Source organism: Coprococcus eutactus (genome assembly GCF_025149915.1).
Taxonomy (GTDB): domain Bacteria; phylum Bacillota; class Clostridia; order Lachnospirales; family Lachnospiraceae; genus Coprococcus; species Coprococcus eutactus.
Window position 1 is genome coordinate 997,532 of record NZ_CP102278.1, and the last position, 25,977, is coordinate 1,023,508.

General features: G+C 44.4%; 20 protein-coding genes. 16 read left to right on the plus strand and 4 right to left on the minus strand.

Annotated features, from left to right (window positions below; translation table 11 throughout):
- Positions 1–63: 63 nt before the first annotated feature.
- The 7 genes from argB (at position 64) to NQ536_RS04310 (ending at position 8,529) form a co-directional block, all read left to right on the plus strand.
- The gene (gene argB, locus NQ536_RS04280) at positions 64–954 is read left to right on the plus strand and encodes an acetylglutamate kinase (protein WP_004848641.1); all 891 of its coding nucleotides are present in this window, start codon (positions 64–66) and stop codon (positions 952–954) included.
- A gap of 405 nt (positions 955–1,359) precedes the next feature.
- On the plus strand, positions 1,360–1,914 hold the full coding sequence (locus NQ536_RS04285; protein WP_044997705.1) for a helix-hairpin-helix domain-containing protein: 555 nt from the start codon (positions 1,360–1,362) through the stop codon (positions 1,912–1,914).
- A gap of 50 nt (positions 1,915–1,964) precedes the next feature.
- Positions 1,965–2,651 carry a response regulator transcription factor gene (locus NQ536_RS04290; RefSeq protein WP_022059395.1) on the plus strand — a complete coding sequence of 229 codons (687 nt, stop codon included), beginning with the start codon at positions 1,965–1,967 and terminating at the stop codon, positions 2,649–2,651.
- Between the two features lies 1 nt (position 2,652).
- A complete protein-coding gene (locus tag NQ536_RS04295) occupies positions 2,653–4,173 on the plus strand; it encodes a sensor histidine kinase (protein WP_004848648.1) in 1,521 nt (506 codons plus the stop codon).
- 9 nt (positions 4,174–4,182) lie between these two features.
- Positions 4,183–5,115 carry a GerMN domain-containing protein gene (locus tag NQ536_RS04300; protein WP_004848650.1) on the plus strand — a complete coding sequence of 311 codons (933 nt, stop codon included), beginning with the start codon at positions 4,183–4,185 and terminating at the stop codon, positions 5,113–5,115.
- A 4-nt stretch (positions 5,116–5,119) separates the two neighbouring features.
- Complete coding sequence (locus tag NQ536_RS04305; protein ID WP_004848652.1) at positions 5,120–7,546, plus strand: DNA internalization-related competence protein ComEC/Rec2; 2,427 nt, start codon at positions 5,120–5,122, stop codon at positions 7,544–7,546.
- A 41-nt stretch (positions 7,547–7,587) separates the two neighbouring features.
- A complete protein-coding gene (locus tag NQ536_RS04310; RefSeq protein ID WP_044997655.1) occupies positions 7,588–8,529 on the plus strand; it encodes a YitT family protein in 942 nt (313 codons plus the stop codon).
- A 127-nt stretch (positions 8,530–8,656) separates the two neighbouring features.
- On the opposite strand, the gene pdxT is transcribed toward NQ536_RS04310, so the two are convergent.
- Both pdxT and pdxS read right to left on the minus strand, forming a co-directional pair.
- A complete protein-coding gene (gene pdxT / locus NQ536_RS04315) occupies positions 8,657–9,217 on the minus strand; it encodes a pyridoxal 5'-phosphate synthase glutaminase subunit PdxT (protein WP_004848656.1) in 561 nt (186 codons plus the stop codon).
- 1 nt (position 9,218) lies between these two features.
- Positions 9,219–10,097 carry a pyridoxal 5'-phosphate synthase lyase subunit PdxS gene (gene pdxS, locus NQ536_RS04320; RefSeq protein WP_004848658.1) on the minus strand — a complete coding sequence of 293 codons (879 nt, stop codon included), beginning with the start codon at positions 10,095–10,097 and terminating at the stop codon, positions 9,219–9,221.
- Positions 10,098–10,370: 273 nt separating this feature from the next.
- Between pdxS and holA the strand changes: the two genes are divergently transcribed.
- The 4 genes from holA to NQ536_RS04340 all read left to right on the plus strand — a co-directional run bounded on the left by holA (position 10,371) and on the right by NQ536_RS04340 (position 17,300).
- Positions 10,371–11,387, plus strand: coding sequence for a DNA polymerase III subunit delta (holA, locus tag NQ536_RS04325; RefSeq protein WP_004848663.1), 1,017 nt, complete (start codon positions 10,371–10,373; stop codon positions 11,385–11,387).
- Positions 11,388–11,664: 277 nt separating this feature from the next.
- Positions 11,665–14,916, plus strand: coding sequence for a helicase-related protein (locus tag NQ536_RS04330; RefSeq protein WP_044997657.1), 3,252 nt, complete (start codon positions 11,665–11,667; stop codon positions 14,914–14,916).
- Positions 14,913–16,076 carry an AAA family ATPase gene (locus tag NQ536_RS04335; protein ID WP_004848666.1) on the plus strand — a complete coding sequence of 388 codons (1,164 nt, stop codon included), beginning with the start codon at positions 14,913–14,915 and terminating at the stop codon, positions 16,074–16,076. The genes NQ536_RS04330 and NQ536_RS04335 overlap by 4 nt, the downstream gene beginning before the upstream one ends.
- 9 nt (positions 16,077–16,085) lie before the next feature.
- Positions 16,086–17,300, plus strand: a complete 1,215-nt coding sequence (locus tag NQ536_RS04340) for a vWA domain-containing protein (protein WP_004848668.1) — start codon at positions 16,086–16,088, stop codon at positions 17,298–17,300.
- A gap of 188 nt (positions 17,301–17,488) precedes the next feature.
- On the opposite strand, the gene rpsT is transcribed toward NQ536_RS04340, so the two are convergent.
- The gene (rpsT, locus tag NQ536_RS04345; RefSeq protein ID WP_044997659.1) at positions 17,489–17,752 is read right to left on the minus strand and encodes a 30S ribosomal protein S20; all 264 of its coding nucleotides are present in this window, start codon (positions 17,750–17,752) and stop codon (positions 17,489–17,491) included.
- Positions 17,753–18,023: 271 nt separating this feature from the next.
- On the opposite strand from rpsT, the gene NQ536_RS04350 reads away from it, so the two are divergent.
- From NQ536_RS04350 to NQ536_RS04370, 5 genes are all read left to right on the plus strand, one after another.
- On the plus strand, positions 18,024–18,704 hold the full coding sequence (locus NQ536_RS04350) for a hypothetical protein (RefSeq protein WP_004848673.1): 681 nt from the start codon (positions 18,024–18,026) through the stop codon (positions 18,702–18,704).
- A gap of 64 nt (positions 18,705–18,768) precedes the next feature.
- Positions 18,769–21,288 carry a 1,4-alpha-glucan branching protein GlgB gene (gene glgB, locus NQ536_RS04355; protein WP_044997661.1) on the plus strand — a complete coding sequence of 840 codons (2,520 nt, stop codon included), beginning with the start codon at positions 18,769–18,771 and terminating at the stop codon, positions 21,286–21,288.
- Between the two features lie 153 nt (positions 21,289–21,441).
- Entirely contained in the window at positions 21,442–21,642 is a 201-nt protein-coding gene (locus tag NQ536_RS04360) for a cold-shock protein (RefSeq protein ID WP_004848678.1), read from the plus strand.
- A gap of 388 nt (positions 21,643–22,030) precedes the next feature.
- Positions 22,031–23,002, plus strand: a complete 972-nt coding sequence (locus NQ536_RS04365; protein ID WP_004848681.1) for a PfkB family carbohydrate kinase — start codon at positions 22,031–22,033, stop codon at positions 23,000–23,002.
- A 61-nt stretch (positions 23,003–23,063) separates the two neighbouring features.
- A complete protein-coding gene (locus NQ536_RS04370) occupies positions 23,064–24,914 on the plus strand; it encodes an alpha-amylase family protein (protein WP_004848683.1) in 1,851 nt (616 codons plus the stop codon).
- Here NQ536_RS04370 and NQ536_RS04375 read toward each other — a convergent pair whose 3' ends face one another.
- Entirely contained in the window at positions 24,915–25,967 is a 1,053-nt protein-coding gene (locus tag NQ536_RS04375) for an alpha/beta hydrolase (protein WP_004848686.1), read from the minus strand. It abuts the gene before it with no gap.
- Positions 25,968–25,977: the final 10 nt, after the last annotated feature.

Consider the following 25,977-nt stretch of genomic DNA (forward strand, 5'->3'; position numbering starts at 1 on the left):
AAACCCTAAAAGATACACTTGGAAATACAAGAAATATAATATAGAAGAAAGAAGGACAGAGAAATGGTTATAGGTGATTACACAGTAGATCAGGTAATTGAGAAGGCACAGACACTGATAGAGGCTATGCCGTATATCAAGAAATTTCAGGGCAAGACAGTGGTTGTCAAGTACGGCGGGAGCGCCATGCTTGACGAGAATCTCAAATACAATGTTATAAAGGACGTTGCCATGCTGAAGCTTGTAGGTATGAAACCGGTCATCGTACACGGTGGCGGTAAGGAGATCAGCAAGTGGGTTGAGAAGGTTGGCAAGGAGGCAGAATTTATCAATGGTCTCCGTGTGACAGATGCAGAGACTATGGAGATCGCAGAGATGGTTCTTGGTAAGGTCAACAAGAGCCTTGTAAGCCTCATGCAGAAGATCGGACTTAAGGCAGTTGGAATCAGCGGCAAGGATGGCGGTATGTTCACAGTCAAGAAGAAGTTCCCAGGTGGCAAGGATATAGGTTATGTGGGAGAGATAACAAAGGTTGATACATCACTGCTCACATCGCTCATCGAGGACGATTTCATTCCTGTTATTGCACCTATAGGCGTGGATGAGAATTATGAGGATTACAACATCAATGCGGATGACGCAGCATGTGCAGTTGCCACAGCTCTTGAGGCTGAGAAGCTCGTATTTCTCACAGATATCGAAGGTGTATTCATTGATCCTACAGACAAGTCAACTCTTATCTCAGAGATGGATATACATGAGGCAAAGGACATCATAGAGAATGGTGTTGTCGGCGGTGGTATGCTTCCAAAGCTTAACAACTGTATCTCAGCCATGGAGAATGGGGTTTCAAGAGTGCATATCCTCGATGGACGTCTCCAGCACTGCCTGCTTCTTGAGTTCTTCACCCAGAAGGGTATCGGAACAGCTATACTCAAGGAGCCATTGTTCTAGGAATGGACAGCATATAATATAATCTAGCAAGGCTGCATTTGCTACTTTGAAAAACAGTATACATCACCATATTTGAGGGGCATCAGATGCTTTGATAAGGGTGACAGTATACTGTTTTTTTGTTGTATTGTAAAAACTATCAATCTGATGTGTAGAAAAGGGTTGTTTTGTGAAAAAAGTAACAAAAATGAAATAAATTAGAAATATATTGTTGTAAAATATAAAATGATTAGATACAATGAACCTGTGTAATTCCGTGCAGACACAGGAGGTGTCGGCACAGTGAATAAAATATTAAAAAAAATACAAATGTTAATACGCAAAGGTCTGTTTTTTATATTTGTGGGTTTCATATGTATCACTGCCTGTGGATGTGGCAGCGGAGAGATCTCCTTATATGAAGATATGGAGGCAGTTTCTAGCAATCAGTCCACGGAGACAGGAGATGAAGATGATTCAGAGACTGTGGATTCGGATGATTCAGAGACTGCAAATTTAGACATTTCATCTGAAAAAGTGGGAAAGATAAAGGTATATGTGTGCGGGGCGGTGAGGTCGCCCGGTGTATACGAGCTGGATGCTGATGCAAGGATCAATGATGCGCTTGAGGTGGCGGGTGGCTTTGCTGAGAATGCGGACATAGATATTGTTAATCTGGCGGATGTGGCTGCCGATGGCCAGAAGATATATTTTCCGGTGGAAGGTGAGGATATCCAAAGTGACATTGGAAAAAATCAGAATGGTCAGGCAGATGCTGGATCAGACCGCCTCATCAATATCAATGAGGCTGGCGTCGAGGAGCTGACAGAACTTCCCGGTATCGGTGAGACCAGAGCAGGGCAGATTGTTGAGTACCGACAGACTTATGGCAGATTTTCGGACAAGGAGGATCTGAAGAATGTCAGTGGTATAGGAGACAGCATATATAGGAAACTGGAGACATACATAACTGTAGATTAGAGGACCCGGGAGAGACGGAATTTGATAAAGTGAAGAGAAAGGAAGTTACAATGAAAAAGGTTCTTGTTGTTGATGATGAGAAGTTGATAGTTAAGGGATTGAAGTTCAGCCTTGAGCAGGATGATATGGAGGTGGACACCGCATACGATGGCGGTGAAGCTGTTGAAAAGATAAAGAACAATGATTACGATATAGTACTTCTGGATATCATGATACCTGTTTATACTGGCATAGAGGTATGTCAGATGGTTCGTGAGTTTTCGAATGTACCGATAATCATGCTCACAGCGAAGGGCGAGGATATGGATAAGATCATGGGCCTTGAGTACGGTGCCGATGATTATATAACAAAGCCGTTTAACATACTTGAGGTTAAGGCTCGTATGAAGGCTATTCTCAGAAGAAGCGGCAAGAAACAGGCTCCTGTAAAGCAGAGCAATGTCATGGAGGTAAATGGTATGAAGGTTGAGCTGGATAGCCGCCGCGTGTTCGTGGGTGGCAAAGAGCTGAATCTCACTGCGAAGGAATTTGATCTGCTTGAGCTCCTCATGGCTCATCCCAATAAGGTATATTCTAGAAATGAGCTCCTGAGTACGATATGGGGAGATTCATATCCGGGTGATGCGAGAACGGTTGATGTCCATGTCAGAAGACTCAGAGAAAAAATCGAGGCAAACCCAGGTGAGCCGGTATACATTCATACAAAATGGGGAGTAGGATATTTCTTCAAGGGATGATATGAAAAAAAATAGAGATACAGTTGGTGTAGAGAAAAATAAAAAAACAAGCTCCAACGCAGAGCTCCAGGCGGATAAGGCCAAGGATGAACAGCCTAAAGCCTCCCAGAAGAGTGATGAAGGCAGACGGTTTACGGTCAGCCAGAGACTGATAATCTCAGTGATGGTGGTCGTATGTGTTGCCGTTTTAGTGTATATCGGACTTGAGGTCGTTATAAGGTCTGTTGATGCGAGAAACGAACGGGAATTTGACAGACGGGTGGATTCATGTGCGGACTATGCGGTATATGCAGTCAACAGTTACAATGCGGATGGAGATATGCGAGAAGCCGTGGGAGATATAAAGACCATGGCTTATTCTCTGTCAGGAAGGATACTTGTCATAGATCCTGGGTACAGAGTAGTGGTGGATTCCTATGACAAAGAAACAGGCAAATATATGGCGGATCCTGAAGTGCTTCAGGTCATGACTGGCAAGACACCGGAGGTATCGGAGCAGTATGACAGAGTGTACAGGAAGATAATGCCGGTGGTCGACAGTGAGGGATATACGGATGCAGTCATAATCTTTGCTGTTAAGATCGATGAGCTTGACAACTACAGTGCAGGACTCAGACACAATTCCATGTATCTGTTTGCGCTTGTGGTTATACTAGGCATGGTTGCAGCGTACTTTATAGCCAAACTGTCTGTGAGGGATGTCAACCGAACAAGAGGTATTATAGAGGGCATGAAAGGTGGAAGTCTCGAACAGATGGATACATCGGGCATGTTTGGTGAGATGAAGGCCCTGACAAAGGATATCAACAATATATTCAACAAGGCACAGTTGCTGGAGGAATCGAGACAGGAGTTTGTTTCAAATGTGTCGCATGAGCTGAAGACTCCTATCACTTCGATGAAGGTGTTGTCAGAATCACTTCTTACACAGAGCGATGTTCCTGCCGAGATGTACAGGGAATTCATGGAGGATATAGTCCAGGAGATAGACCGGGAGGCTGAGATCATAAGCGATCTTCTTACTCTGGTCAAGACGGACAAGGGACCAGACAGCCTTAATAAGGAATCTGTTGATATGGATGAATTCATGGATCTCATATTAAAGAGACTGCGTCCGCTGGCGGACAAGAGAAGTATACAGCTGTCATATGAGAGTTTTGGAGAGATACACGCCAGCATAGACAAGGTGAAGTTCACGCTTGCTATATCAAACCTGATAGAGAACGGTATAAAGTACAATGTTGATGGTGGATGGATAAAGGTATCGCTGAATTCTGATCACAAGAACTTTTATATAAAAGTTGCGGATTCGGGGGTAGGAATACCGGAAGACTGCATCAATCATATATTTGAGCGTTTCTACAGGGTGGATAAGGCGCGAAGCAGGGATACTGGAGGAACAGGACTTGGTCTAGCCATAACGAAGAACATCATTATTCTTCATAAAGGAACAATAAATGTTTATAGTGAACCTGGAAAAGGAACAACGTTTACAGTTAGAGTACCTTTGGGTGAACAGTAGAGGATTGAAATGAGACAAATTTTAAAAAATATAGCCATGGCGGCTGTGGTTATGTTGCTGACGCTGGTGATATGGGGATGCAGATCAGACAGTGATTCCAGTAATATAACAGATCAGAAAACTTCTGTGGAGGATGGTTTTTACATTTATTATATCAATGATGGATGGACGGATATCTCCATGAAGAAAATGGATGTTGACCAGCAGTTGTCGTCTGAGAATACAGTTGATCTGGTCATGAAAGCCCTGCTTGAGGGTGGAGGTACATCAAAGTTTGGGACACCAGTTCCTGCCGGAATGACTTATCAGAGGTATATATATGATGGGTATGGAACGGTCAATCTCATATTTGAAGCTGATCTTGAGAATGTTGATCCGTATGCTCTAGTGCTCAGCAAGGAGGCGTTTGTAAAGACACTGAGTCAGATCGATCAGGTACACATTGTGGTGTATGAGATGGTGGATACAGTCAATGAAAGCAACGTCGTAAAGGATAAATTAACGCTGGAATCATTTGCGGATATAGACAACATGACTGATTCGGAAAAAGAGATAAGGATATTTATGCCGGATTCATCTGGGACAGCTTTGGTGGAGAAATCTCTCACGTTGGATTATTCACAGAAAGAGAGTCTTCCAGAACAGGTTATGAAAGGGCTTGGCAGCTCTTATGATGGAACGGTCACACCACTTAACAACAAAACAGTGGTGAAGAGCATAAGTGTTGAGGACGGGTTGTGTACAGTCACCTTCAACGATGCATTTGTAAATGGAAAAGAAGGAGTGGATGACAATGTCCTGGTATATTCCATCGTCGATTCACTGCTCGAACTTGATGATGTGAACTTAGTTCAGCTTCGGCCTGACAACACAGGAAACAGGCTAAATGATATAGATCTGGAAAGAAAGTTTACAGGAGATTATTCGTATGTAACTAGATAGGGTTATGTGCGGTGAGGAGGAAAATAACATAAAGAGACCATTGTTCTGGATAGCGGTATGCTTTGCGCTTGGAGAGGCGTATGCAGTGGCAGCTGGACATTCAGTTATCGTAAGTGGTCTGATGATAATGGCTGCGCTGGTTTTGTCAGTTTGTACTGACAGAGCCGGTACAGCCATGTCTTTTTTTCGTGATCCGATATACAGAAGGCTATTGACAGGAAACATATTTCTACTGGTTACACTCTTAGGATTTATGAACATAAGATCTGTAGACAGACAGGGACAGCTTGCCGATGAGATTATGGAGATAGACAGGTGCCGTGTTGTATGTAGTGTTTATGACGTTAGAAATGCCAACAAAGGCTATCAGGTATACGTAAAGACAGAGAGCATGGATAATCAGCGCATTGGTACAAAACTGATCCTGTATATGGATAATGTGGATGACATAAAGATGGGGCAGCAGATTGCGGTTTACGGCAGAATGGAGAGACCGGACATTGCATCAAATCCCGGTGAATTTGATGCACGTTCATATTATGCATATAAGGGAATATATATGATATGCAGGGATGCCGTCATCACAGAAAGGGGAAGTGGGTACAGCACCATAAGGCAGTTCCTTTATAGCTTCAGGCTAAAGGCAGGTGAGACACTGGACAGATACTTGGCAGTCAGGGATGCATCAGTTATGCGTGCTATGCTTCTTGGAGAAAAGAGTGGTATAGACCGGGATACAAAGAGACTTTTCCAGCTTAACGGAATAGCGCATATATTGGCAATATCCGGTGTCCACATAGCGATAATAGGAATGACATTGTTTAAGCTGCTGAGGAGGATAAGCGGTTCAAATGTGATGCCGGGGATAGTCTCGGTATGTGTGATAGTGCTGTATGGTATGATGACAGGGCTAGCCAGCTCTACGTGCCGGGCGGTCATCATGATGACTGTAGTGGTCGCGGCGAAGATAAAGGGCAGAAGCCCTGATATGATGACTTCAGCCGGGATTGCCTGTGTTATACAGGCTGTGGCAGATCCGTACATAGTCATGGATGCGGGATTTCAGTTATCCTTTGCAGCGGTACTTGGGATAGCGGTCGTAGATCCTATGTTGGAAAAGATAGTGGGACATGGGGGCAGACTCTCCGCACTCCGGATCAATGTGTCTGTAACTTTGACGACAACACCTCTGGTGGTCTACTATTTTTATCAGTTTCCATTGTATTCCGTTGTATTGAACATGGTGGTGGTGCCGTTTGTATCCGTGTTGATATTCTGTTCAATGGCGGCAATATTTTTCGGCATGATGCCGGGGGTCTGGGGATTTGCCTCTGTGACCGCACAGTTTCTTGCGATGCCGGTACGGTATATATTGGCGGCGTACCGGGCGCTTTGCGAACTTATGTGCAAATTGCCAGAATACAGTGTAAATGTAGGACATGTATCAGTGGAGATGGTTGCGGTATATTATGTGACTCTTGTTGTAGTGCTGTGGTTATTGTGCAGGATCAGACAGAAAAATATTGAGAGGCCTACTGTCAGGAGAGCTGCGGTGCTGGCGGTATTTTTCGCCGTGACCTGTGTGACTTATGAGTACATGGCATATGACAGGAATTTCCGCGTTGTGTATATGGATGTCGGTCAGGGGGATGGGATTCTCATAAGATCGGGGAAAGGCGTCAACATCCTGATAGATGGCGGTTCATCGGACAACAGCCAGGTTGGTGAATACGTTATAGTCCCGGTTCTCAGGTATTACGGGGCCGCCCATATAGATTACGCATTTGTGACTCATGCGGATAGTGACCACATATCAGGACTGAAATATATACTCCAGACGGAAAATACCGGAATAATCATAGAGAACATAGTGCTTCCGCTTTACGGCATGCAGGATGACTTTGAGGAGCTTAAGGAAGCGGCGGTAAATGCAGGTGTAAATATTCTGTATATGAAAAAAGGAGATGCCATGGAGGTGTCTGCTGGAGGTGTGGATAAACTTTTGGGTAGAGATATGGCTAAGATATCGCTAAGTTTCTTGTATCCTGGTCCAGAAACTGGTATAAATGATATAAATGAGCTTTCTGCGGTCATAAGACTGGATTACCAGTCACACAGGATGTTATTCACTGGGGATCTAGGTGAAGCTGGAGAAAGGTATTTGCTAGATGAACATGCTGATGTGAGGGCTGATGTGTTAAAGGTGGGGCATCATGGAAGCCGTTATTCAAGTTGCGTTGATTTCCTGAATGCCGTCTCGCCTGAATTCGCGGTTATATCTGCGGGGGCGGATAACCGTTACGGGCATCCTCACGCGGAGACATTAGACAGGTTGGAAGCTCACGGAGCAGGTGTAAAGAGCACTATAGAATGTGGTGCGGTCAGCGTAAAGATTGACCGGGGAGGTTTGAAACTAGAACAATACAGATGAGTCCATGTAGTGCAGACGAACAAAAAGAAAGGATGATTGGTATGACAAAAAGACTAAATTTGCTGCTGGAATTTGTAATGCTGACCCTTGGAGCGGTGATAGCTGCATTTGCTATCGAAGAATTCCTTGTTCCTAACACGATTCTTGATGGAGGAGTTATCGGTATCGGTATCATGATCAATAACCTCACGGGAATATCTCTCAGTATTCTTACGATCGTTTTAAATGTTCCATTTCTTATTATCGGATCGAGACAGCTTGGAAAAATGTTTATAGTTAAGGCTGGCTATTCTATGATTGTTTTTTCAGTGTTTGTAGAGATATTTAAACCTCTTGAGAATGCAACATCGGAAACGATACTGGCTGTATGCTTTGGTGGTGTGATTCTTGGACTTGGAGTTGGAATCATAATCAAGTTTGGCGGATGTCTGGACGGCACAGAGACCGTGGCGATAATGCTGAACAAGAAGAAAGACTGGCCGGTTGGAAGGCTGGTACTTGGGATGAATCTCATTATATACTCTATAGCAGGAATGTTGTTTGGACTCGACAGAGCCATGTACAGTCTGCTTACATACTTTATAACTTCAAAGGTACTTGATATGGTGGAATCTGGCTTGGAGCAGGCGAAGGCTGCAATGATCATAACTGACGATGCCAGAGAGGTAGCTGACAAGATATACAAGCAGCTTGGCAGAACGGTCACTATCATGCAGGGAAAAGGCATGATAAGCGGCAATAAGACAGTGCTGTATTGTGTTCTCACGAGATTCGAGATAGGAGAGCTTAAGAGTATAATAAGATCCATTGATTCATCTGCGTTTGTCACTGTCACTGACGTGGCGGAGATCATAGGTAATCATATCAAGGACAACGAGTACAAGGAGCTCCTTGAGAAGATAGAGGAGAAGGAGGAATCTCTCACAAAGCACCCAGAGCATGAGAGCATGAAAGATTTTGAAAGCCTTGATAAACTGAAATAAACAGGTAAACGATACTGACAGATAAAAAGATAATCTTTTGAATAATATAAATAAGTGAAATAAAATAAGCCGGAATCCAAGCATAGAATGAGGTACTTCCTCAACGCTTAGATCCAGGCTTATTCTTTTATATGTTTTCTATAAATGCTTTGTGAATGCTGTAGTCGCTGTCAAGTTCCGGGTGGAATGAGAAGGCAAACTGCTTGCCGTACTTGACCGCCACGATCTTGTCATCAACTGTAGCAAGAACATCAACATCGGGTGAGACATCAGCCACATAAGGTGCGCGGATGAAAGTCATAGGAACCTCACCGATACCCTTGAGATCTGCCACGGTGTGGAAGCTTCCAAGCTGTCTGCCGTAGGCATTTCTCTTTACTGTTACAGGGAGTGTGCCAAGGTGTACAGTGTCGTCGCCTTCAATGTGCTGTGCCAGAAGAATCAGACCCGCACATGTGGCAAGAACCGGCATGCCACCCTCGATCTGAGATTTTATCGTATCGAACATATCGCTGTCTCTGAGGAGCTTTCCCTGAACAGTGCTCTCACCTCCCGGGAGGATGAGTGCATCGTATTTCTTCTCAAGATCCTTAGCATTTCTCAGCTCGATGCAGGATACACCAAGCTCGGAAAGTACATGCTCATGCTCTGCGAAAGCTCCCTGTACTGCCAATACACCTACCTGCATACTACTTACCCCTTTCTGCCATGAGGATTGCGATCTCCTGCTCGTTGATACCAACCATAGCCTCGCCAAGTCCCTCTGAGAGCTTAGCTACGAGATCTGCGTCATTGTAGTTTGTTGTTGCCTGAACGATGGCAGCAGCACGCTTTGCAGGATCACCAGACTTGAAGATACCAGAACCTACGAATACACCCTCAGCACCGAGCTGCATCATAAGGGCTGCATCTGCTGGAGTTGCAACACCGCCGGCTGCGAAGTTTACAACTGGAAGACGATGATTCTCGTGTACATACTGAACAAGGTCATAAGGAACCTCAAGTTTCTTTGCTGCTTCATACAGCTCATCGGTTCTCATGCTCACGATCTCGGCTATCTGGCTGTTCATCTTTCTCATATGTCTTACGGCCTGAACGATATCACCTGTACCAGGCTCGCCCTTTGTTCTGATCATTGATGCACCCTCATTGATTCTTCTGAGAGCCTCACCGAGATCCTTTGCACCACAAACAAATGGCACCTTGAACTGTCTCTTGTCGATATGATATACATCATCAGCTGGTGAGAGAACCTCGCTCTCATCGATGTAATCGATCTCGATGGCCTGAAGGATCTGAGCCTCTGCAAAATGTCCGATACGGCACTTAGCCATAACTGGTATTGATACAGCGTTCTGGATTCCCTTGATCATCTGAGGATCACTCATACGTGATACTCCGCCTGCTGCTCTGATGTCAGCTGGTATTCTCTCAAGAGCCATAACTGCACATGCGCCGGCAGCCTCTGCGATCTTAGCCTGTTCAGGTGTTGTAACGTCCATGATAACGCCACCCTTGAGCATCTGGGCAAGTTCCTTATTTAACTTATATCTTTCTGTTGTTTCCATGTTGAACCTCCGTTATAATTAGATTTGCATTGAATCTGCATAAATTAGGTGAATATTCATAAATTCACAATCTGTAGGTGATTATAAAACTAAAGTGACATTATAGAAATAATCAATATGTGAATATAAAAAGAGGTCAGATTGTGCTAAAAATGTTGAATAGACATCAAAAATAATGTCAGATACAAGTCTGCTGACATGCAAATAGCAACCTGAATATCGATTTAAACTGGTATCAGCGGGTAATAACCAGGAGTGTGGAGGAGAAAAAGTATGGCTGCAACCAAGAAAAAAGAGAAGAAGAACGCCATGGCGGTCATAAATCAGAATATAAAGTCCGGAGAATTTGCAAAGATCTATCTTCTGTATGGCAAGGAGAGATACTTGGTAAATCAATACAGGGATAAGCTTCTTGGCGCACTTACGGATAAAGATGATAATCTGAATTTTATGAAATTTGCAGGAAATGGGGTAAATACGCAGGAAATCATAGACTTTAGCAATGAGATGCCATTTTTTGCAGACAGGAGAGTGGTCCTCGTAGAAAACAGTGGTCTCTTCAAGAGCAGTAATGAGGAGTTTGCGAAAAAGCTTATTAATATAGAAAATACATCCGTGGTCATATTTGTGGAGATGGATGTCGACACCAGATATAAGCTGTATAAGGAAGTTGACAAGAACGGAGAGGCTTTGGAATTTGTAACTCCAGATGAGAAGATGATGGTGACGTGGGTAAAGTCGATCTTTCGTGACGCGGAGGTGGCAACAACCGATACGGCGATATACAGGATAATAGAATCAGCCAAGATGGACATGAACTGTATCAAGAACGAAGTTGATAAGATGATAAGTTATGCCGGGGATACGAAGCAGGTGAGTGAATATGACGTGGATCTTCTCTGTAGCCAGGACGCTGAGAGTAAAGTGTATCAGATGATAGATCTTATCATAGCGAAGCAGAAAGAAAAGGCTGCAAGAATGTATCATGATCTCCTGGAAAACAAAGAGGCACCGATAATGATCAATTCATGTATCATGAGACAATATAACAAGCTGCTTCTTGTGAAGATGGCTATGGCTGAGGGCGCTCAGGATGCATCGCTGGCAAAGTTAACCTCGGGACCAGTATGGGCAGTAAAAAACTATAAGGCGCAGTGCAGGCCGTATACGGTGGAACAGTTAAAGGGGATAGTAGAGAAGTGCAATGATATGGATTACAAATTAAAGACCGGTCAGGTTATGGACGCGGCGGCGCTTGAGGTAATGATAGTGGAACTCTGTGAGATGTAGTTATTATGATATTTTTATAAATCGTCGAATATTTGCAATAAGTCTGTGAAATGTGCGATATACATTTTGCAGGCTTATTTTTTTGCAATCCCCCCATGTGAAAAAATTGCCGCATAGGCTATGTTATGCTGTCAGTATAAGCAGAGTTTTGAATTGGAAACAGTGCATTATATACCACAGGTTTACTTTTAAAATAGACAGATGCCGTTAATATTATAAGTAAGTGAACAAGGTGGCTTCGAATGGACTGATGTTTAACAGGATGGAGGTTGACGATATGGATAAAGAAAATGTGTGGGATACAGCAGAAGATATGGGTATGCTGTACGAATTTGACCAGACAGGAGAGCCTGAGACTGGTGAAGCAGATGAAGTGGTCAGCATAGAGGATTCTTTTGTCATGTCAATGAGGAACAAAGGGTACGTCGATCTGGATTACATGTCAGCTGTCACGGGGGCATCTGAGAAAAATATAACAGACAGACTTTCGGGCAAGGCGATATGGGTTGATCCTGACAGATATAAAACGTCCAAAGACACATCGGTATCCTGGGTGTCAAGACAGCAGCTGCTCCGGGGCAACCTCTATAAGAAATTGGAGTCAGCGCGTATGTTACTGAAATCTGTCAAGGAGATGGAAGACACAGTGATCCTGCTTCAGAAAGAGCTTCCTGATATGGTCTCAGGTCAGGATATCCATATAAATCTGGGCTCAAGCTGGGTACCTCCAAGATACATCGAACGGTTCATCGGCGAGCTTCTGGGGATGATAGTGGATCCGGATGTGAAGTATGATGACTTCAGGGGAGTGTGGACTATAGAAAAGTCGTATGCGATATCGTATGTCAACAATAATTTCACCTATGGTACCGATCGAATGTCTGCGCTTTCCATCATAAAAAAGATGCTGAATGCAAAGCCTGTGGCGGTGTATGACAGTGTGCCAAATCCTGAGCGGGATGGAGAAATGAGAGTGCTCAACAGAGACGCTACTCTTGAGGCTCAGGAGAAGCAGAAACTGATAGCCAGTGCATGGCAGGATTTTGTACATGGAGATCCGCAGAGAGAGACAGAACTGCAGGAGATCTACATGAAGAGATACGGATATACCTGCAGCAGATATGACGGCAGCTTCCTTGAACTGGCGGATATGGCACCGGTCATGACTCCGTATGCGCATCAGAAAAATGCGATCGCTCATATCATATTGGGGAAGAACACCCTGCTTGCACATGAGGTCGGAAGCGGTAAAACGCTGGAGATGTGCGCAGGTGTGCATGAACTCATAAGGATAGGACTTGGGCACAGAGCAGTGATGGTCGTTCCAAATACGACTTTTTCAGCCATGAATGATACCTATAGACAGCTGTATCCGTCGGACAGAGTCCTGGCGGTATCACCAAATAAGGATTTCACTCCCGCAAAACGCAAGGGAACACTTGGCAAGATGAAGTCGGGCGAATATGATGTGATAATCATGGCGTATTCATCATTTGACATGATAACACTCAGCAAGGAGTGTTCATTTGCCAGATGGGAGGCCAGACTCAGAACATACAGGAGTTATATAGGGCGGTGCAGGACGTATGCAGAAAGGTCAAGAGCTGAGGCTGAGCTTAAAAGGCTGAACGACGCTTACAGGAAGTACAGGGAGAATTTCAAGGATTCGGACACAGCCTGCTTTGACGACCTGGGGATAGATATCCTGGTGGTGGATGAGGCGCATAATTATAAAAATATAACAATAGACGGACGAGTCACCAACATAGTGGGCATGCACGCCAAGGGCTCCAAGAAGGCAAACAGTATGCTTGAGAAGGTCCAGTATATACAGAGCCTTGATTCGGGACACGTGGTATTTGCAACTGGAACGCCCATCACCAACTCACTTGCCGACCTGTATGTGCTTCAGAGATATCTCCAGCCGGTGGAACTGGAACTTTGCCATATAGACCATTTCAATGACTGGGTAAACACGTTTTGCGAGCAGCAGCACAGTTTTGAGGTTGACGTGGATTCCAAGAATTTCAGGTTTACCACGAGATTTTCAAAGTTTCACAATCTGCCTGAACTTATGGCGATGTTCAGCGAAGTGTGTGATTTCTATCAGGTATCTGCGGGCGAACTCAAGCTGCCGGACTTCAATGGCTACAATGATGTACTTGTGCACAAATCCGATGCGCAGACGAGGTACATAAACGATCTTGCAGACCGGACGGATGCTATAAGATCCCATAGAGTAAGAAGGAGCGAGGACAATCTTCTCAAAGTCACGGTTGATGGAAGAAAGTGTGCTCTGGACATTAGACTTGTCAGACCTGATGAGACAGGTGATAACACTGAGAACAAATGCGGAAGCTGCGCCGATAATGTAGCTCGTATTTATTGGGAGAAGCCGAACACAACGCAGATCGTGTTCTGTGATATATCCACCCCGAGGAATGGATTTAATGTATACGATGAGCTGAGAGGAGAGTTGATTAAAAGAAATATCCCGGATACAGACATTGCATATATCCATGATGCTGCGACAGACGCACAGAGAAAAAAGATAGAGAAGAGCTTCAACGATGGAAAGGTAAGGATACTGATCGGCTCAACCATGAAGCTTGGCATCGGCGCAAATGTCCAGGAGAGGCTGATCGCTGTGCATCATCTGGATCAACCATGGAGGCCGGCCGATATGGTTCAGAGGCAGGGCCGTATTCTCAGACAGGGAAACCTGAACAGCGAGGTGTTCATATACAGGTATGTCACAGAATCAAGCTTTGATTCTTATACATGGCAGATCCTTGAGAACAAGCAGAAGTTCATAGCCCAGTTCCTGTCGGGTACGATGTCCGCAGTTCACAGGGAGGAGACGGACACTGCGGATACGGTTCTCAATTATTCTGAGATAAAGGCACTTGCCATAGGTGATCCTTTGATAAGACAGAGGGTTGATGTGTCAAACAGTCTCGAGCGTGCCCGCATCAATCAGAGACAGAGGAGAAAGCAGCTTATCAGTCAGCAGGACTGGCTGGACATGGCCCCGATAAGACTTCGGGCAATACAGAGACGCATAAAAGCTATGGAGTACGATGCAGGGTACTATCATATAAATAAGCATCCGGTTACAAAAGATGATCGTTCCATGTTTGGTGATGATCTTATGTACGCACTGGAGAATAATTCATTTGCTGAGTATGACCGCTTTTTTGAAAACTATCAGGGGTTTGACGTGATGCTTCCGAAGAAGATGGATCCGGCTAAGCCATATGTGCTGCTAAGGAGCGGAAGTGGCAATTCCTATGAGGTGAAGATGGCTGGCGGACGTGGAGTTGGCTGTTCAAAGAGGATAGACAATGTGCTGGAGCATCTGCCTCAGGAAAGGGAGAGGGCGATCAATGAGCGTGAGCAGTTTATAAAACAGATAGAGATGGCACAGCCTGAGATACAGAGAGGAAATGAGTATGATGTGGAAGTCGACAGGCTCGCCTCGGAGCTTGCAGATATTGATAAGACATTGAAAGGAGACATTGCGGTATGAGTAATGATATCAATATGAACATACCATCGGTTTCGGTGGATGATTTTGTGGAGGAAATGACAAGGGTGTATGTTCCGACGATAAAAGCCGGATACCCGATAAATATGATCCCTGCGGCCATGCTGTGGGGGCCTCCGGGTGTTGGAAAGAGTGATGGAGTCAGAGAATTTGCAGACAGGCTTGGAACGGCTACGGACAAGAGGGTGAATGTCACTGATGTAAGGCTTCTGCTCTTTTCTCCAGTTGATCTCAGAGGCGTTCCGGTGGCAGATGCCCAGCGCAGATTTACTGACTGGCTGATGCCGAGAATATTTGATATGGATGCGTCGGATGATGTGATCAACGTGCTGTTCCTTGATGAGCTGACGGCGGCCCCTCCATCGGTTCAGGCGGCTGCATACCAGATAACCCTCAATCGCTCAGTTGGAGAGCACAGACTTCCAGATAACACGATAGTTATTGCAGCAGGAAACAGAACGACAGACCGCTCAGTGGCATACCGCATGCCAAATGCCCTGGCAAACAGACTCATGCATTTTCAGATAAAGGTAAGTGCGGGATCGTGGATGAGATACGCGCTCAACCATGGGGTAAATCCACTCATTCTGGGATATCTGTCCTATGATTCCTCAAAGCTTTGCAGGGCCGAGGTAGGATTGGATGTGCTTGCATACCCGACACCGAGAAGCTGGATGGCGGTCAGCAATGTTCTGAATGCGGTTGGAGAGACAGTGGATCCAGGTCCATACAGCAGACTGATAAAGGCAAATATAGGGGAGGGGGATGCCGCCGAGTTTATAGCCTGGTGCAAGGTATACAGCAAGCTCCCAAAGATCGAGGATATATTCGCTGGACGGAAGGTAGCATATCCGGGAGCTCCGGATGTTCTCTTTGCCTTGATCAGCGGGATAATTTCGTATGCTGTATCTGCATATAAAATGGATGGAGACAGATCACTGTCACTCACAGAACTTGATAATATGTGCAGATTTGTAAATGGATTTCCGAAGGATTACATCGTGTGTACATACAGGAATATACTTCAGATAGAAGGACTTCGCGATATGCTCGTGAATGCGGAGGCATTTATCTCATGGATAAAGAAGTCAGACGATTTTGTGAGGAACAACAGAAAACTTCTTGATCAGTGTAAATTCTAAGGAGGGTATATGGAGCGTAGAAAGGTTATAGAGGCGATAAGTGCAGCCCGTAGCGAAATAGTCATGTTGTATCCATTTTATGGATCAATACTGATGAACCTCAGAGTTGCTCTTGCGGATTGTGGTACGGCTGCAACTGATATGAGGCGGCTTATATTTGACCCGCAGTTCGTCCTCAGACTGAGCAGTGAGGAGCTTCAGTTTGTGATGATGCATGAGGTTATGCACAATGTACTGAGACACTGCATAAGGGGGGCGGATAAAATAAGTGAGATATACAATGTTGCGGCAGACATAGTCGTGAATTCAGATATTATGAAAAGCATGGGTGTCACATCATTTGCGGTTGACGGCTGTGAAGTTATGCACAAGGCTCCCGATGGCAAGGAGGGATACCTGTACAGTGCAGAGGATATATATGACATGCTACTGGTCAGAGGAATGTCTTTGCCCGGAGGAGATGAGAGTTCAATGCAGCCTGCAGCTCAGGCAAATAAGGAGAACAAGAACCAGCCACTTGATCGGCACGATCTGTGGGGACAGATAAAGGTAGATCAGGAGCTTGTAGATGAGCTCAACAGGATCCTCAGACAGGCGATAGATGATGCGGGAGAGTCAGGTCTTGCAGGAATGCCGATGGAGATCAGGAGACTGGCGGCAGAACTGCCGGATGCTGGACGTGTCAACTGGCGGGAACTTCTGCATGATTTTGTACAGACTGCATGTGATGATTATGATTACAGCTTTAATCCGGTGGATAGAAGATACTCGGACAGCGAATTTCTGCTTCCGGCATTTAATGAGACAGAGTCGTACAGTGTGGAGGATATATGGTTTGTGGTTGACACCAGTGCATCGGTGGAAGATGAAGCTCTTGAAGTTGTATACGCGGAACTTAAGTCCGCGGTCATGCAGTTCACAAGCTTCAAGGCTATGCTGAGCTTTTTTGACCTCCAGGTCACGGAGCCTGTAGAATTTGACGATGTCGATTCGCTCATGGACATAAAACCTGTGGGTGGAGGCGGAACGGATTTTGATAGCATATTTGAGTATATGGCAGACAATATGGATGAGAAACTTCCGCGGGCGGTAATCATCCTGACTGATGGATATGCAGAATGGCCTGCCGAGGAGATGAGTCAGGGAGTTCCGGTCTTGTGGATAATTGTAGATTCGAACAGAATGTGTCCGTGGGGACTCACTGTGCAGATAGAAGGTGAATAGGGCAGTAACGACAGGAACATAGACCATGTTGGTTCATGACAAGACCTTGAGGTCTTTAAAAGGGCATGAAAAAACAGCATCCTTGTGGGATGCTGTTTTTTATATAACTATGATTGGTTCAAATATATGCAGCCGTTTAATATATCTAATCCTCTGTCAAAGTTACTTAGTTATCATGCTGTATAAGATTAAGCCATCTTGTTTACAGCAACTGCAAGGCGTGACACCTTACGAGCAGCGTTGTTCTTGTGGTAGATGCCCTTTGAAGCAGCCTTGTTGATCTCAGATGTAGCAACTACAAGTGCCTGCTGTGCAGCAACCTTATCACCAGCAGCAATAGCAGCCTCAACCTTCTTGATAACAGTCTTAACCTTAGACTTGATCATCTTGTTTCTAAGTGTCTTCTTCTCGATAACATTGATTCTCTTCTTTGCAGATTTGATATTAGCCAAAATTCTTACCTCCATAAATTCTAAATAAATATAATAAGGTTTTACATTAAAACCGGACACGGACAATTCAATGTAAACATACTCACATATAATAGATGAAACACAAAATCTTGTCAAGTATAATTAAACAAAAAATGCCAAAAATATAAGTAAAACTGCAGACTTTGTGAGTGACACATAAACCCCAAAACACTTTGTTACGCGCCTTTACATCAAAACACTCAGATGGTATTATTATAGAAGCAAATAAACAGGAAACAGAGAAGTACAAATGGCTAAATATAGATTTTTTCAAGTGGTAATGGCACTGTCGCTGGTCATACTTATCATTTCGTCAGCGGTCATGTGTTCCTTTATGGTCAGAAAGGTTTCGCAGGTAAACTACAAGCCTTATAAAGATGGGAAGATAACATCGGTTATGAATACTGGACAGACGGAAGAACTATCAGATCTCGATGCGTGGGTAGAGTACAGCATAATAAGTGACGGTCTGGATGGTACGGAGAATGACGACTACAGAAAGGGTAACATCTACCTTTCAACGGAGAATGAGATACGTCTTGACCAGCTTAGGGATATAAAGTCAAAGGCAAGCAACGGTGTGTTTATATCGATCGTCATACTTATAGCCTGCTTTGTGGTGATAAGGAGAAGGAGACTCTATGAGTGCGTCGTGTGGGGCGGTGCAGCGGGAGTTATAACAGGTATCATAAGCTTTCTTATGATGCTCCTTTCAAAAAATGGCATATTATATGGTATGAAGAAACTCATATTTGACGGGGATCCTACGGTGCTTTTTCCCGGACATGATGTTCTGCCGGATATCATTCCGTCGGGACTTGGAGTGAATGTGCTGTGTGTTTATATGGGTACGATATTTGTGGGACTGGCAGTTACGATCATCGTGAGAGTGATCAGCTACAAAAAGTCACGTCCACATAAATTCAAATAAATGTTACTTATGCGGTCACGCGGATTGGAGAGTCTGCATATGACCGGAAAATATGGAGGTAGGTATGAGAAAAAGAATTGAGGAGTGGATAAACTGGGTGCTCTATGATGAGCTTATAGCCAGTAAGATCAATGCACCAAAGCATTTGCTTGGTATTCACGATTACGGAGAAGGCCAGATAATCGTGGTGTACAAGCCGGGGGCTATCAGAGTAGAGGTTACATCCAGAACCGGCAAGAAAGTTCACAATATGGAGCGCATGACCAACGAAGGTCTGTATGCGATATACTTTGAGAAGAAGGAGTATGATGGTAACAAGTACAATGTTGTAACTACATATGAGGATGGCACGGTTGTGAACAGTGCAGATCCATATTCATTTGAATCACTCATAACAGACTTTGACACATATCTTTTTGCGGAGGGCAGACATTACAATATATATGAGAAGCTGGGCGCGCATCCTATGACGATAGATGGTGTCAGCGGTACATATTTTGCAGTGTGGGCACCACACGCAAGACGTGTCAGTGTGGTCGGAGATTTCAACCTCTGGGATGGAAATGTAAACCCTATGCAGATCACGGCAAATGAGGGAATATACGAGCTGTTCCTTCCTGGCATTGAACCAGGGGCGGTATACAAATACCAGATCATGACCAGGTACGGAGAGATATTATACAAGGCTGACCCGTATGGTAATCAGTGTCAGATGAGGCCGGAGAACGCGTCTGTCGTTGCTGATATAAGCAGTTACAAATGGAAGGACTCATCCTGGATGAAAGAGAGAGACAAAGTCAGCCGTACTGACAGAATGCGCATGCCGATGGCGATATACGAGATGCATCTAGGCTCATGGCGCAAGAAGGTTGAGGACGATGATGCAGGTTTCTATTCATATAGAGAACTTGCACCGATGGTGGCAGATTATGTGAAGGAGATGGGCTACACCCATATTGAGCTTATGGGTATATCAGAATATCCATTTGATGGCTCATGGGGATATCAGGTCACCAATTATTACGCACCGACCAGTAGATACGGAGCTGCGGTGGACTTTATGTATTTTGTTGACTATATGCACAGCAAGGGAATCAGTGTCATTCTTGACTGGGTACCCGCACACTTCCCTAGAGATGCGCATGGTCTTGGAAGATTCGATGGAATGCCTCTCTATGAGCATCCAGATCCAAGACGAGGAGAGCACCCTGACTGGGGTACATATATATTTGACTATGGTAGGAATGAGGTTGCCAATTTCCTCACGGCAAATGCGCTGTTCTGGGTTGAGAAGTTCCACATAGACGGACTCCGTGTGGATGCTGTAGCATCCATGCTGTATCTCGATTATGGCAAGCAGGACGGACAGTGGCTGCCAAATGAACACGGCGGTAATGAAAACCTTGAGGCTATCGCACTCATGCAGAATATAAACCGCATCATGGAGGAGAGAAATCCTGGTGCATATCTCATAGCAGAGGAGTCAACAGCATGGGCAGGGGTAACGGCACCGGCATCCATGGACGGACTCGGATTCCTGTTCAAGTGGAACATGGGTTGGATGAATGATTTCCTTGAGTATATGCAGATGGATCCTTATTTCAGGCAGAACAATCAGAATATGCTTACATTCAGTCTGTCATATGCGTATGCTGAGAACTATGTCCTTGTCATATCCCATGACGAGGTCGTTCATCTCAAGCGTTCAATGATAGAAAAGATGCCGGGCAGCGAGGAGAACAAGTTTGCAAATCTCAGAACGGCCTATGGATTTATGTATGGACATCCAGGCAAAAAACTGCTCTTTATGGGACAGGAATTTGCTCAGCCAAGGGAGTGGAGTGAGGCTAGAAGTCTTGATTGGTTTGTTCTTGACAATCCGCTTAACCAGGGAATGGAGAGATACGTCAAGGCGCTCAACAAACTGTATAATACAAATGATGCGATGTATGCAAATGACACTGATCCGATGGGATTTGAGTGGACAGACTGTGACCATCCGGATATGAGTATACTCTCATTTGTAAGGCGCGGTTCAACACCGAAGAAACAGTTGCTGTTCGTATGTAACTTTACACCAGTTGAGAGAGATGATTACAGCATACCGGTTCCTTGTTATACCACATACAAGGAGATACTGAACTCAGATGATGTACAGTTTGGCGGTAAGGGCAGACTGAACATCAAAGCCGTAAAGGCGATGGACAAGAAGAATGCGAGAACACCATACAGCATAGATATCACAGTTCCGCCGCTTTCCACCGTTGTGTTTGAGTATGATTACACAGACATGACACCTGAGCTTGAAAAGAAGGAGGCTAAGGCTAAGGTTGCTGCAAAGAAGCGTGTGGACGCTGCAAAGAAAAAGGCTGCAGCTGCACAGAAGAAGGCAGAACAGATAAAGAATGACGCGGAGAAAGAGGTATCAGAGCTGAAGAAAGATGCAGAGAAGAAGAACGCTGAGCTGAAGAAAGATGCATCTGAGATATCAAAAAGGTTTAAGGATGATATAGCTGATATGGAAAAGTCAGTGACGGTTGTTGCTAATGACATCAGGAAAGATATAAAGTCACGAAAAAAATAAACTTGCAATATATATGAACAGGTCATATAATGTCAGTGTAAGTGCAAAGGGGCACAGAACAATATCGTTCTGTGTCCCTTTTTGTATATAAAAAGCGGGCGAGAGTGGCACGCTTTGAAGAATCCATGTAGTTTTTAAGGAGGAAACAGTATTATGAAGACAGGAAAAGTAAAATGGTTCAATGCAAAGAAGGGCTACGGCTTTATATGTGATGAGGACGGCACAGATGTTTTTGTTCATTTCTCAGCACTGAATATGGAAGGATTCAAAGCTCTTGAAGAGGGGGACACAGTAGAGTATGAGGTCGTGGACGGAGAAAAAGGTCCACAGGCTGCCAATGTGACAAAACTGTAATACAATGCGGTATCTGTCAAAACAGTGATATATGAAAGAGAATATATGCGGATTTAGGAGAACATCCTCAGGTTGTGATTATAGATGATCTGGGGATGTTTTTTTTGTGAGCAATGAACTTGAGTATACTATTGCAGGAAACTGTGGTGAATATATACAAGGCTTCGTGTTACATAAATACAAGAATATTATAGATATCACCATATGCTAAAATCGCATGTCTGATATAATAAAAATAACAGATATTTAAAAATCATCTTGACGTCTAGCGATGATAAATTGTAGAATACAAATACACAGTGAAACATGTTTCATGGACGCACTGCTGATGATATACAGTTAAATAAACAGGTACATATATATTTTTATTATAAGGGGGATGTGAATCATGAAGAGATTTGATGTGGTTGCACTCGGAGAGCTGCTCATAGATTTTACGCAGAATGGACTCAGTGGGCAGGGCAATATGATGATGGAGGCGAATCCTGGTGGGGCGCCATGCAATGTTCTGGCGATGCTGCAAAAACTTGGAAAGAAGACTGCATTTATGGGAAAAGTTGGGGGCGACTTTCTTGGAAAGATGCTGGCTGGAGTGGTTGCTGACGCTGGAATCAATACAGACAATCTGAAGTATGACAGTGAAGTACATACCACACTTGCATTTGTGCATACATATGAGGATGGCGACAGGGATTTCTCATTTTATAGAAATCCGGGGGCAGATATCATGTTGAGCGCGGATGAGGTGGACGAGAGTATTATAAAGGATACCAGATTGTTCCATTTTGGATCGCTGTCTCTGACATATGAGGTTTCACGTGCTGCAACGCAGAAGGCTGTGGCAGCAGCGAAAGAGGCTGGATGTATCATCACATTTGATCCTAATCTTAGGGAACCGCTCTGGAAGACTCTGGATGAGGCTCATGAGCAGATAGAGTGGGGCATGAAGCAGTGCGATGTACTCAAGATATCGGACAATGAGATACAGTGGTTCACAGGCAGAGAGGATTTCGATGAGGGCATAAAGCTCCTTCAGAACACATATAATATACCTCTGATACTTCTCTCGATGGGAAGGGACGGCAGCCGTGCATATTATGGTGATGTGATGGCAGAGGCGAAACCATTCATACAGGAGAACACCATAGAGACTACAGGTGCCGGTGATACATTCTGCGCCTGTGTACTGAACTACATACTGGACAATGGACTTGATGATCTTGACGAGGATAAACTCACGGAGATGCTCACATTTGCAAATGCAGCAGCATCGATCATCACAACACGCAAGGGCGCACTCAAGGTAATGCCGGAAAGATCCGAAGTGGAAACATTGATAGCTGACAGAATCGTAAGTTAACATAAAAGGGGACAGGTACCTCCGTCTCCGTGAAGATAGATATGGAAAAGGAGAAAGATAAATGGCGGCTTCAAAAATAGTGAAAAAAACTGCAGAATATATTAAGAGATTTGAGGAGAGATACGATGAGCTCAAGTGGCTATATTGTGAGCTGTACAATAATAACATGGAGGCATTTGACTGGCTGTGTGATTCTCTGTATGGTTATTATCAGGAGAGAAATGCTGATCTCAAGAAGCTGGACAGAAGCCGTGTCAAGAATCCGGACTGGTATAAGCAGAATGATCTGCTGGGTATGATGATGTACACAAATGCATTCGCGGGAACGCTGAAGGGTGTAAAAGAAAAGCTTCCATATGTGAAGTCATGTGGTGTGAATTATCTTCATTTTATGCCACTGCTGGAAAGCCCTAAGGGCAGGGATGACGGCGGATATGCTGTTGCGGATTTCAGGAAGGTAAAGCCTGAGCTTGGAACCATGGAGGATCTGGAGGACCTCACTGCAGAGTGTCACAGACAGGGTATAAGCTGCTGTCTGGACTTTGTGATGAACCATACAAGCGAGGATCATGAGTGGGCAAGGGCAGCGAGAAATGGGGATCCTGTCGCAAGATCCAGATATTTCTTCTATGATGACTGGTTTGTTCCAAATATTTACGAGGAGACCGTGCCTGAGGTATTCCCAACTACGGCGCCTGGTAACTTCACATGGATAAATGACTGCAATCAGGTGGTCATGACCACATTTTACCCATACCAGTGGGATCTGAACTATGCAAATCCTATGGTATTCAATGACATGGTAGGCAACATGCTGTACATGGCAAATAGAGGTATAGACGTCATAAGACTTGACGCAGTTCCATATATATGGAAGCAGATAGGCACAAACTGCCGTAACCTGCCACAGGTTCATACTCTTGTGCGCATGATGAGGATAATCAGCGAGATAGTATGTCCTGGAGTTCTCCTTCTCGGAGAGGTCGTTATGGAGCCTTCCAAGGTAGTTCCATACTTTGGAACAGTTGACAAGCCTGAGTGCCATATGCTCTACAACGTAACCACGATGGCGTCTACATGGAACACAATAGCCACAAAGGATGTGGGACTTTTAAAGCGCCAGATGGATCAGGTGTGTGCACTTCCAAAGGATTATGTGTTCCTGAATTACCTCAGATGCCACGATGATATCGGATGGGGACTGGACTATGACTGGCTGGCACAGTTCGGTATAGATGAGGTGGCACACAAGAAGTTCCTGAATGATTACTTCACAGGAAAGGGATATAACAGTGATTCCAGAGGCGAGCTCTATAACGATGATCCTAGACTCGGAGATGCCCGTCTGTGTGGAACGACAGCGTCCCTGTCAGGACTTGAGGCTGGACAGTACGAGGCAAATGCAGACAAGATCGACCAGGCTATTGCCTGTGATCTCATGCTTCACGGATACCTGCTGGCACAGAGTGGAATCCCGGTTCTGTACAGCGGTGATGAGATAGGTCAGACCAACGATTATACGTATAAGAATGATCCGGACAAATGGGCGGATAGCAGATACCTACACAGGGGAAACTTCCCGTGGGACAAGGTTGAGAAAAAGGATCCTGTTGCTATGAAGATATTTGACGCACTGCGCCACATGGAGGATATCAGGGCATCACATGATGTATTTTCATGTAATGCAAATGTCTACACCATAGAGACAGGATGTGCAAGTGTTCTTGGTATAGTGAGGGAATATGCAGGACATGAGCTGAGGGCATTCTTCAACTTCAGCAATATGGATCAGCTCATCTGGACTATGCCTGAGGAGCAGGCTGACATATATACAGATCTCATATCAGGCAAGACACTCCGTGAGCTTGGAGCAGTCATGCCTAGATATGGGTGCTGGTGGTTCTACAGATAGTTATTCGGAATCTTTTTTATAAAACATAAGAAGAGTATTTTTGATAGAAGGCTTAAAGACTGTGTTATGGTCATAGCCTTCTATTTTTTCGTAGGTTAGGTTTAAGCCAGAATAGTTTCTCTCTTGTAAATCATTGTAAAAATTTTCAATAGAAAAAATGAAATTTTTATCTTCATCTGCACCTACGGTTACATAGACATTAGCATTCAGAGTCTGTGTTCTGTTGTAATATTCTTCTTCATACGTAGACATAAATTTGCCGCCAGTATTTGCCCACATGGAAGGGCTGCCAATATAATAATTTGTAAATGTATTTTTGCCTATAGTGTCATTATGAAACAGAGCGTAGTAAGCCCAGTATCCGCCAAGGGAATGTCCTGTGAGAGTCATATTTTCAGGGGTTACAGAGTATATTTCTTCCAGATAAGGAATCAGGTTATCTACAATAAAATGCAGGAATGAATCAGGGTTAGTCTGAAGATCTCTTTTCCTGATGACATCATAATTGTAAGTGTTTGGATATCCTATGCTGACAAGTATAACATCCTGTATCTGACCAGATGTCATAAGAGGTCTGAGTTCAGGGTGATCACTGAGTCTCCAGACTCCATCGGTCATAACAACCATTGGATATGTGCTTGCTTCGTCATAATCAGGTGGAAGAGATATATGGACAACAAAAGTGTCATCTATCTCAGCATCATAAATGGATAATTCATTGATATAGTCTGCACAGGCGGGATCAAGAGTTGTCACCTCGTTATAATACATGTGTTCGGGAGAGAGTTTTCCCATGGTTATGCTGGCACGTTCCTCTGGAAGTAAACCTGTTGGAGTTGGCGCTTCTGTTGTAATCTCCTCAGTTGTGGTTTCTTTGACAGAGGTTTCGTTCGTTGTTGCTTCTGCGATTGTCGTATCTTCGGATGAAGAATAGCTGGTGACCGATTGGGTGACAGTAGAGTCATTCTTAGATGCTGACGAGTGCTGACACCCGGTGACAACTAATATAATGGCTATGCTGAATGTGGTCAAAATTGTTAATTCCTTTTTCATAAAGGCCTCC

Coding starts and splice junctions, on each gene's coding strand:
- NQ536_RS04360 (WP_004848678.1), top strand. CDS start 21,442: ATGAAGACAGGAAAAGTAAAATGGTTCAATGCAAAGAAGGGCTACGGC.
- NQ536_RS04290 (WP_022059395.1), top strand. CDS start 1,965: ATGAAAAAGGTTCTTGTTGTTGATGATGAGAAGTTGATAGTTAAGGGA.
- NQ536_RS04335 (WP_004848666.1), top strand. CDS start 14,913: ATGAGTAATGATATCAATATGAACATACCATCGGTTTCGGTGGATGAT.
- NQ536_RS04370 (WP_004848683.1), top strand. CDS start 23,064: ATGGCGGCTTCAAAAATAGTGAAAAAAACTGCAGAATATATTAAGAGA.
- NQ536_RS04375 (WP_004848686.1), bottom strand. CDS start 25,967: ATGAAAAAGGAATTAACAATTTTGACCACATTCAGCATAGCCATTATA.
- NQ536_RS04285 (WP_044997705.1), top strand. CDS start 1,360: ATGGAGGCAGTTTCTAGCAATCAGTCCACGGAGACAGGAGATGAAGAT.
- NQ536_RS04330 (WP_044997657.1), top strand. CDS start 11,665: ATGGATAAAGAAAATGTGTGGGATACAGCAGAAGATATGGGTATGCTG.
- glgB (WP_044997661.1), top strand. CDS start 18,769: ATGAGAAAAAGAATTGAGGAGTGGATAAACTGGGTGCTCTATGATGAG.
- pdxS (WP_004848658.1), bottom strand. CDS start 10,097: ATGGAAACAACAGAAAGATATAAGTTAAATAAGGAACTTGCCCAGATG.
- NQ536_RS04340 (WP_004848668.1), top strand. CDS start 16,086: ATGGAGCGTAGAAAGGTTATAGAGGCGATAAGTGCAGCCCGTAGCGAA.
- NQ536_RS04295 (WP_004848648.1), top strand. CDS start 2,653: ATGAAAAAAAATAGAGATACAGTTGGTGTAGAGAAAAATAAAAAAACA.
- holA (WP_004848663.1), top strand. CDS start 10,371: ATGGCTGCAACCAAGAAAAAAGAGAAGAAGAACGCCATGGCGGTCATA.
- argB (WP_004848641.1), top strand. CDS start 64: ATGGTTATAGGTGATTACACAGTAGATCAGGTAATTGAGAAGGCACAG.
- NQ536_RS04310 (WP_044997655.1), top strand. CDS start 7,588: ATGACAAAAAGACTAAATTTGCTGCTGGAATTTGTAATGCTGACCCTT.
- NQ536_RS04350 (WP_004848673.1), top strand. CDS start 18,024: ATGGCTAAATATAGATTTTTTCAAGTGGTAATGGCACTGTCGCTGGTC.
- NQ536_RS04365 (WP_004848681.1), top strand. CDS start 22,031: ATGAAGAGATTTGATGTGGTTGCACTCGGAGAGCTGCTCATAGATTTT.
- NQ536_RS04300 (WP_004848650.1), top strand. CDS start 4,183: ATGAGACAAATTTTAAAAAATATAGCCATGGCGGCTGTGGTTATGTTG.
- NQ536_RS04305 (WP_004848652.1), top strand. CDS start 5,120: ATGTGCGGTGAGGAGGAAAATAACATAAAGAGACCATTGTTCTGGATA.
- pdxT (WP_004848656.1), bottom strand. CDS start 9,217: ATGCAGGTAGGTGTATTGGCAGTACAGGGAGCTTTCGCAGAGCATGAG.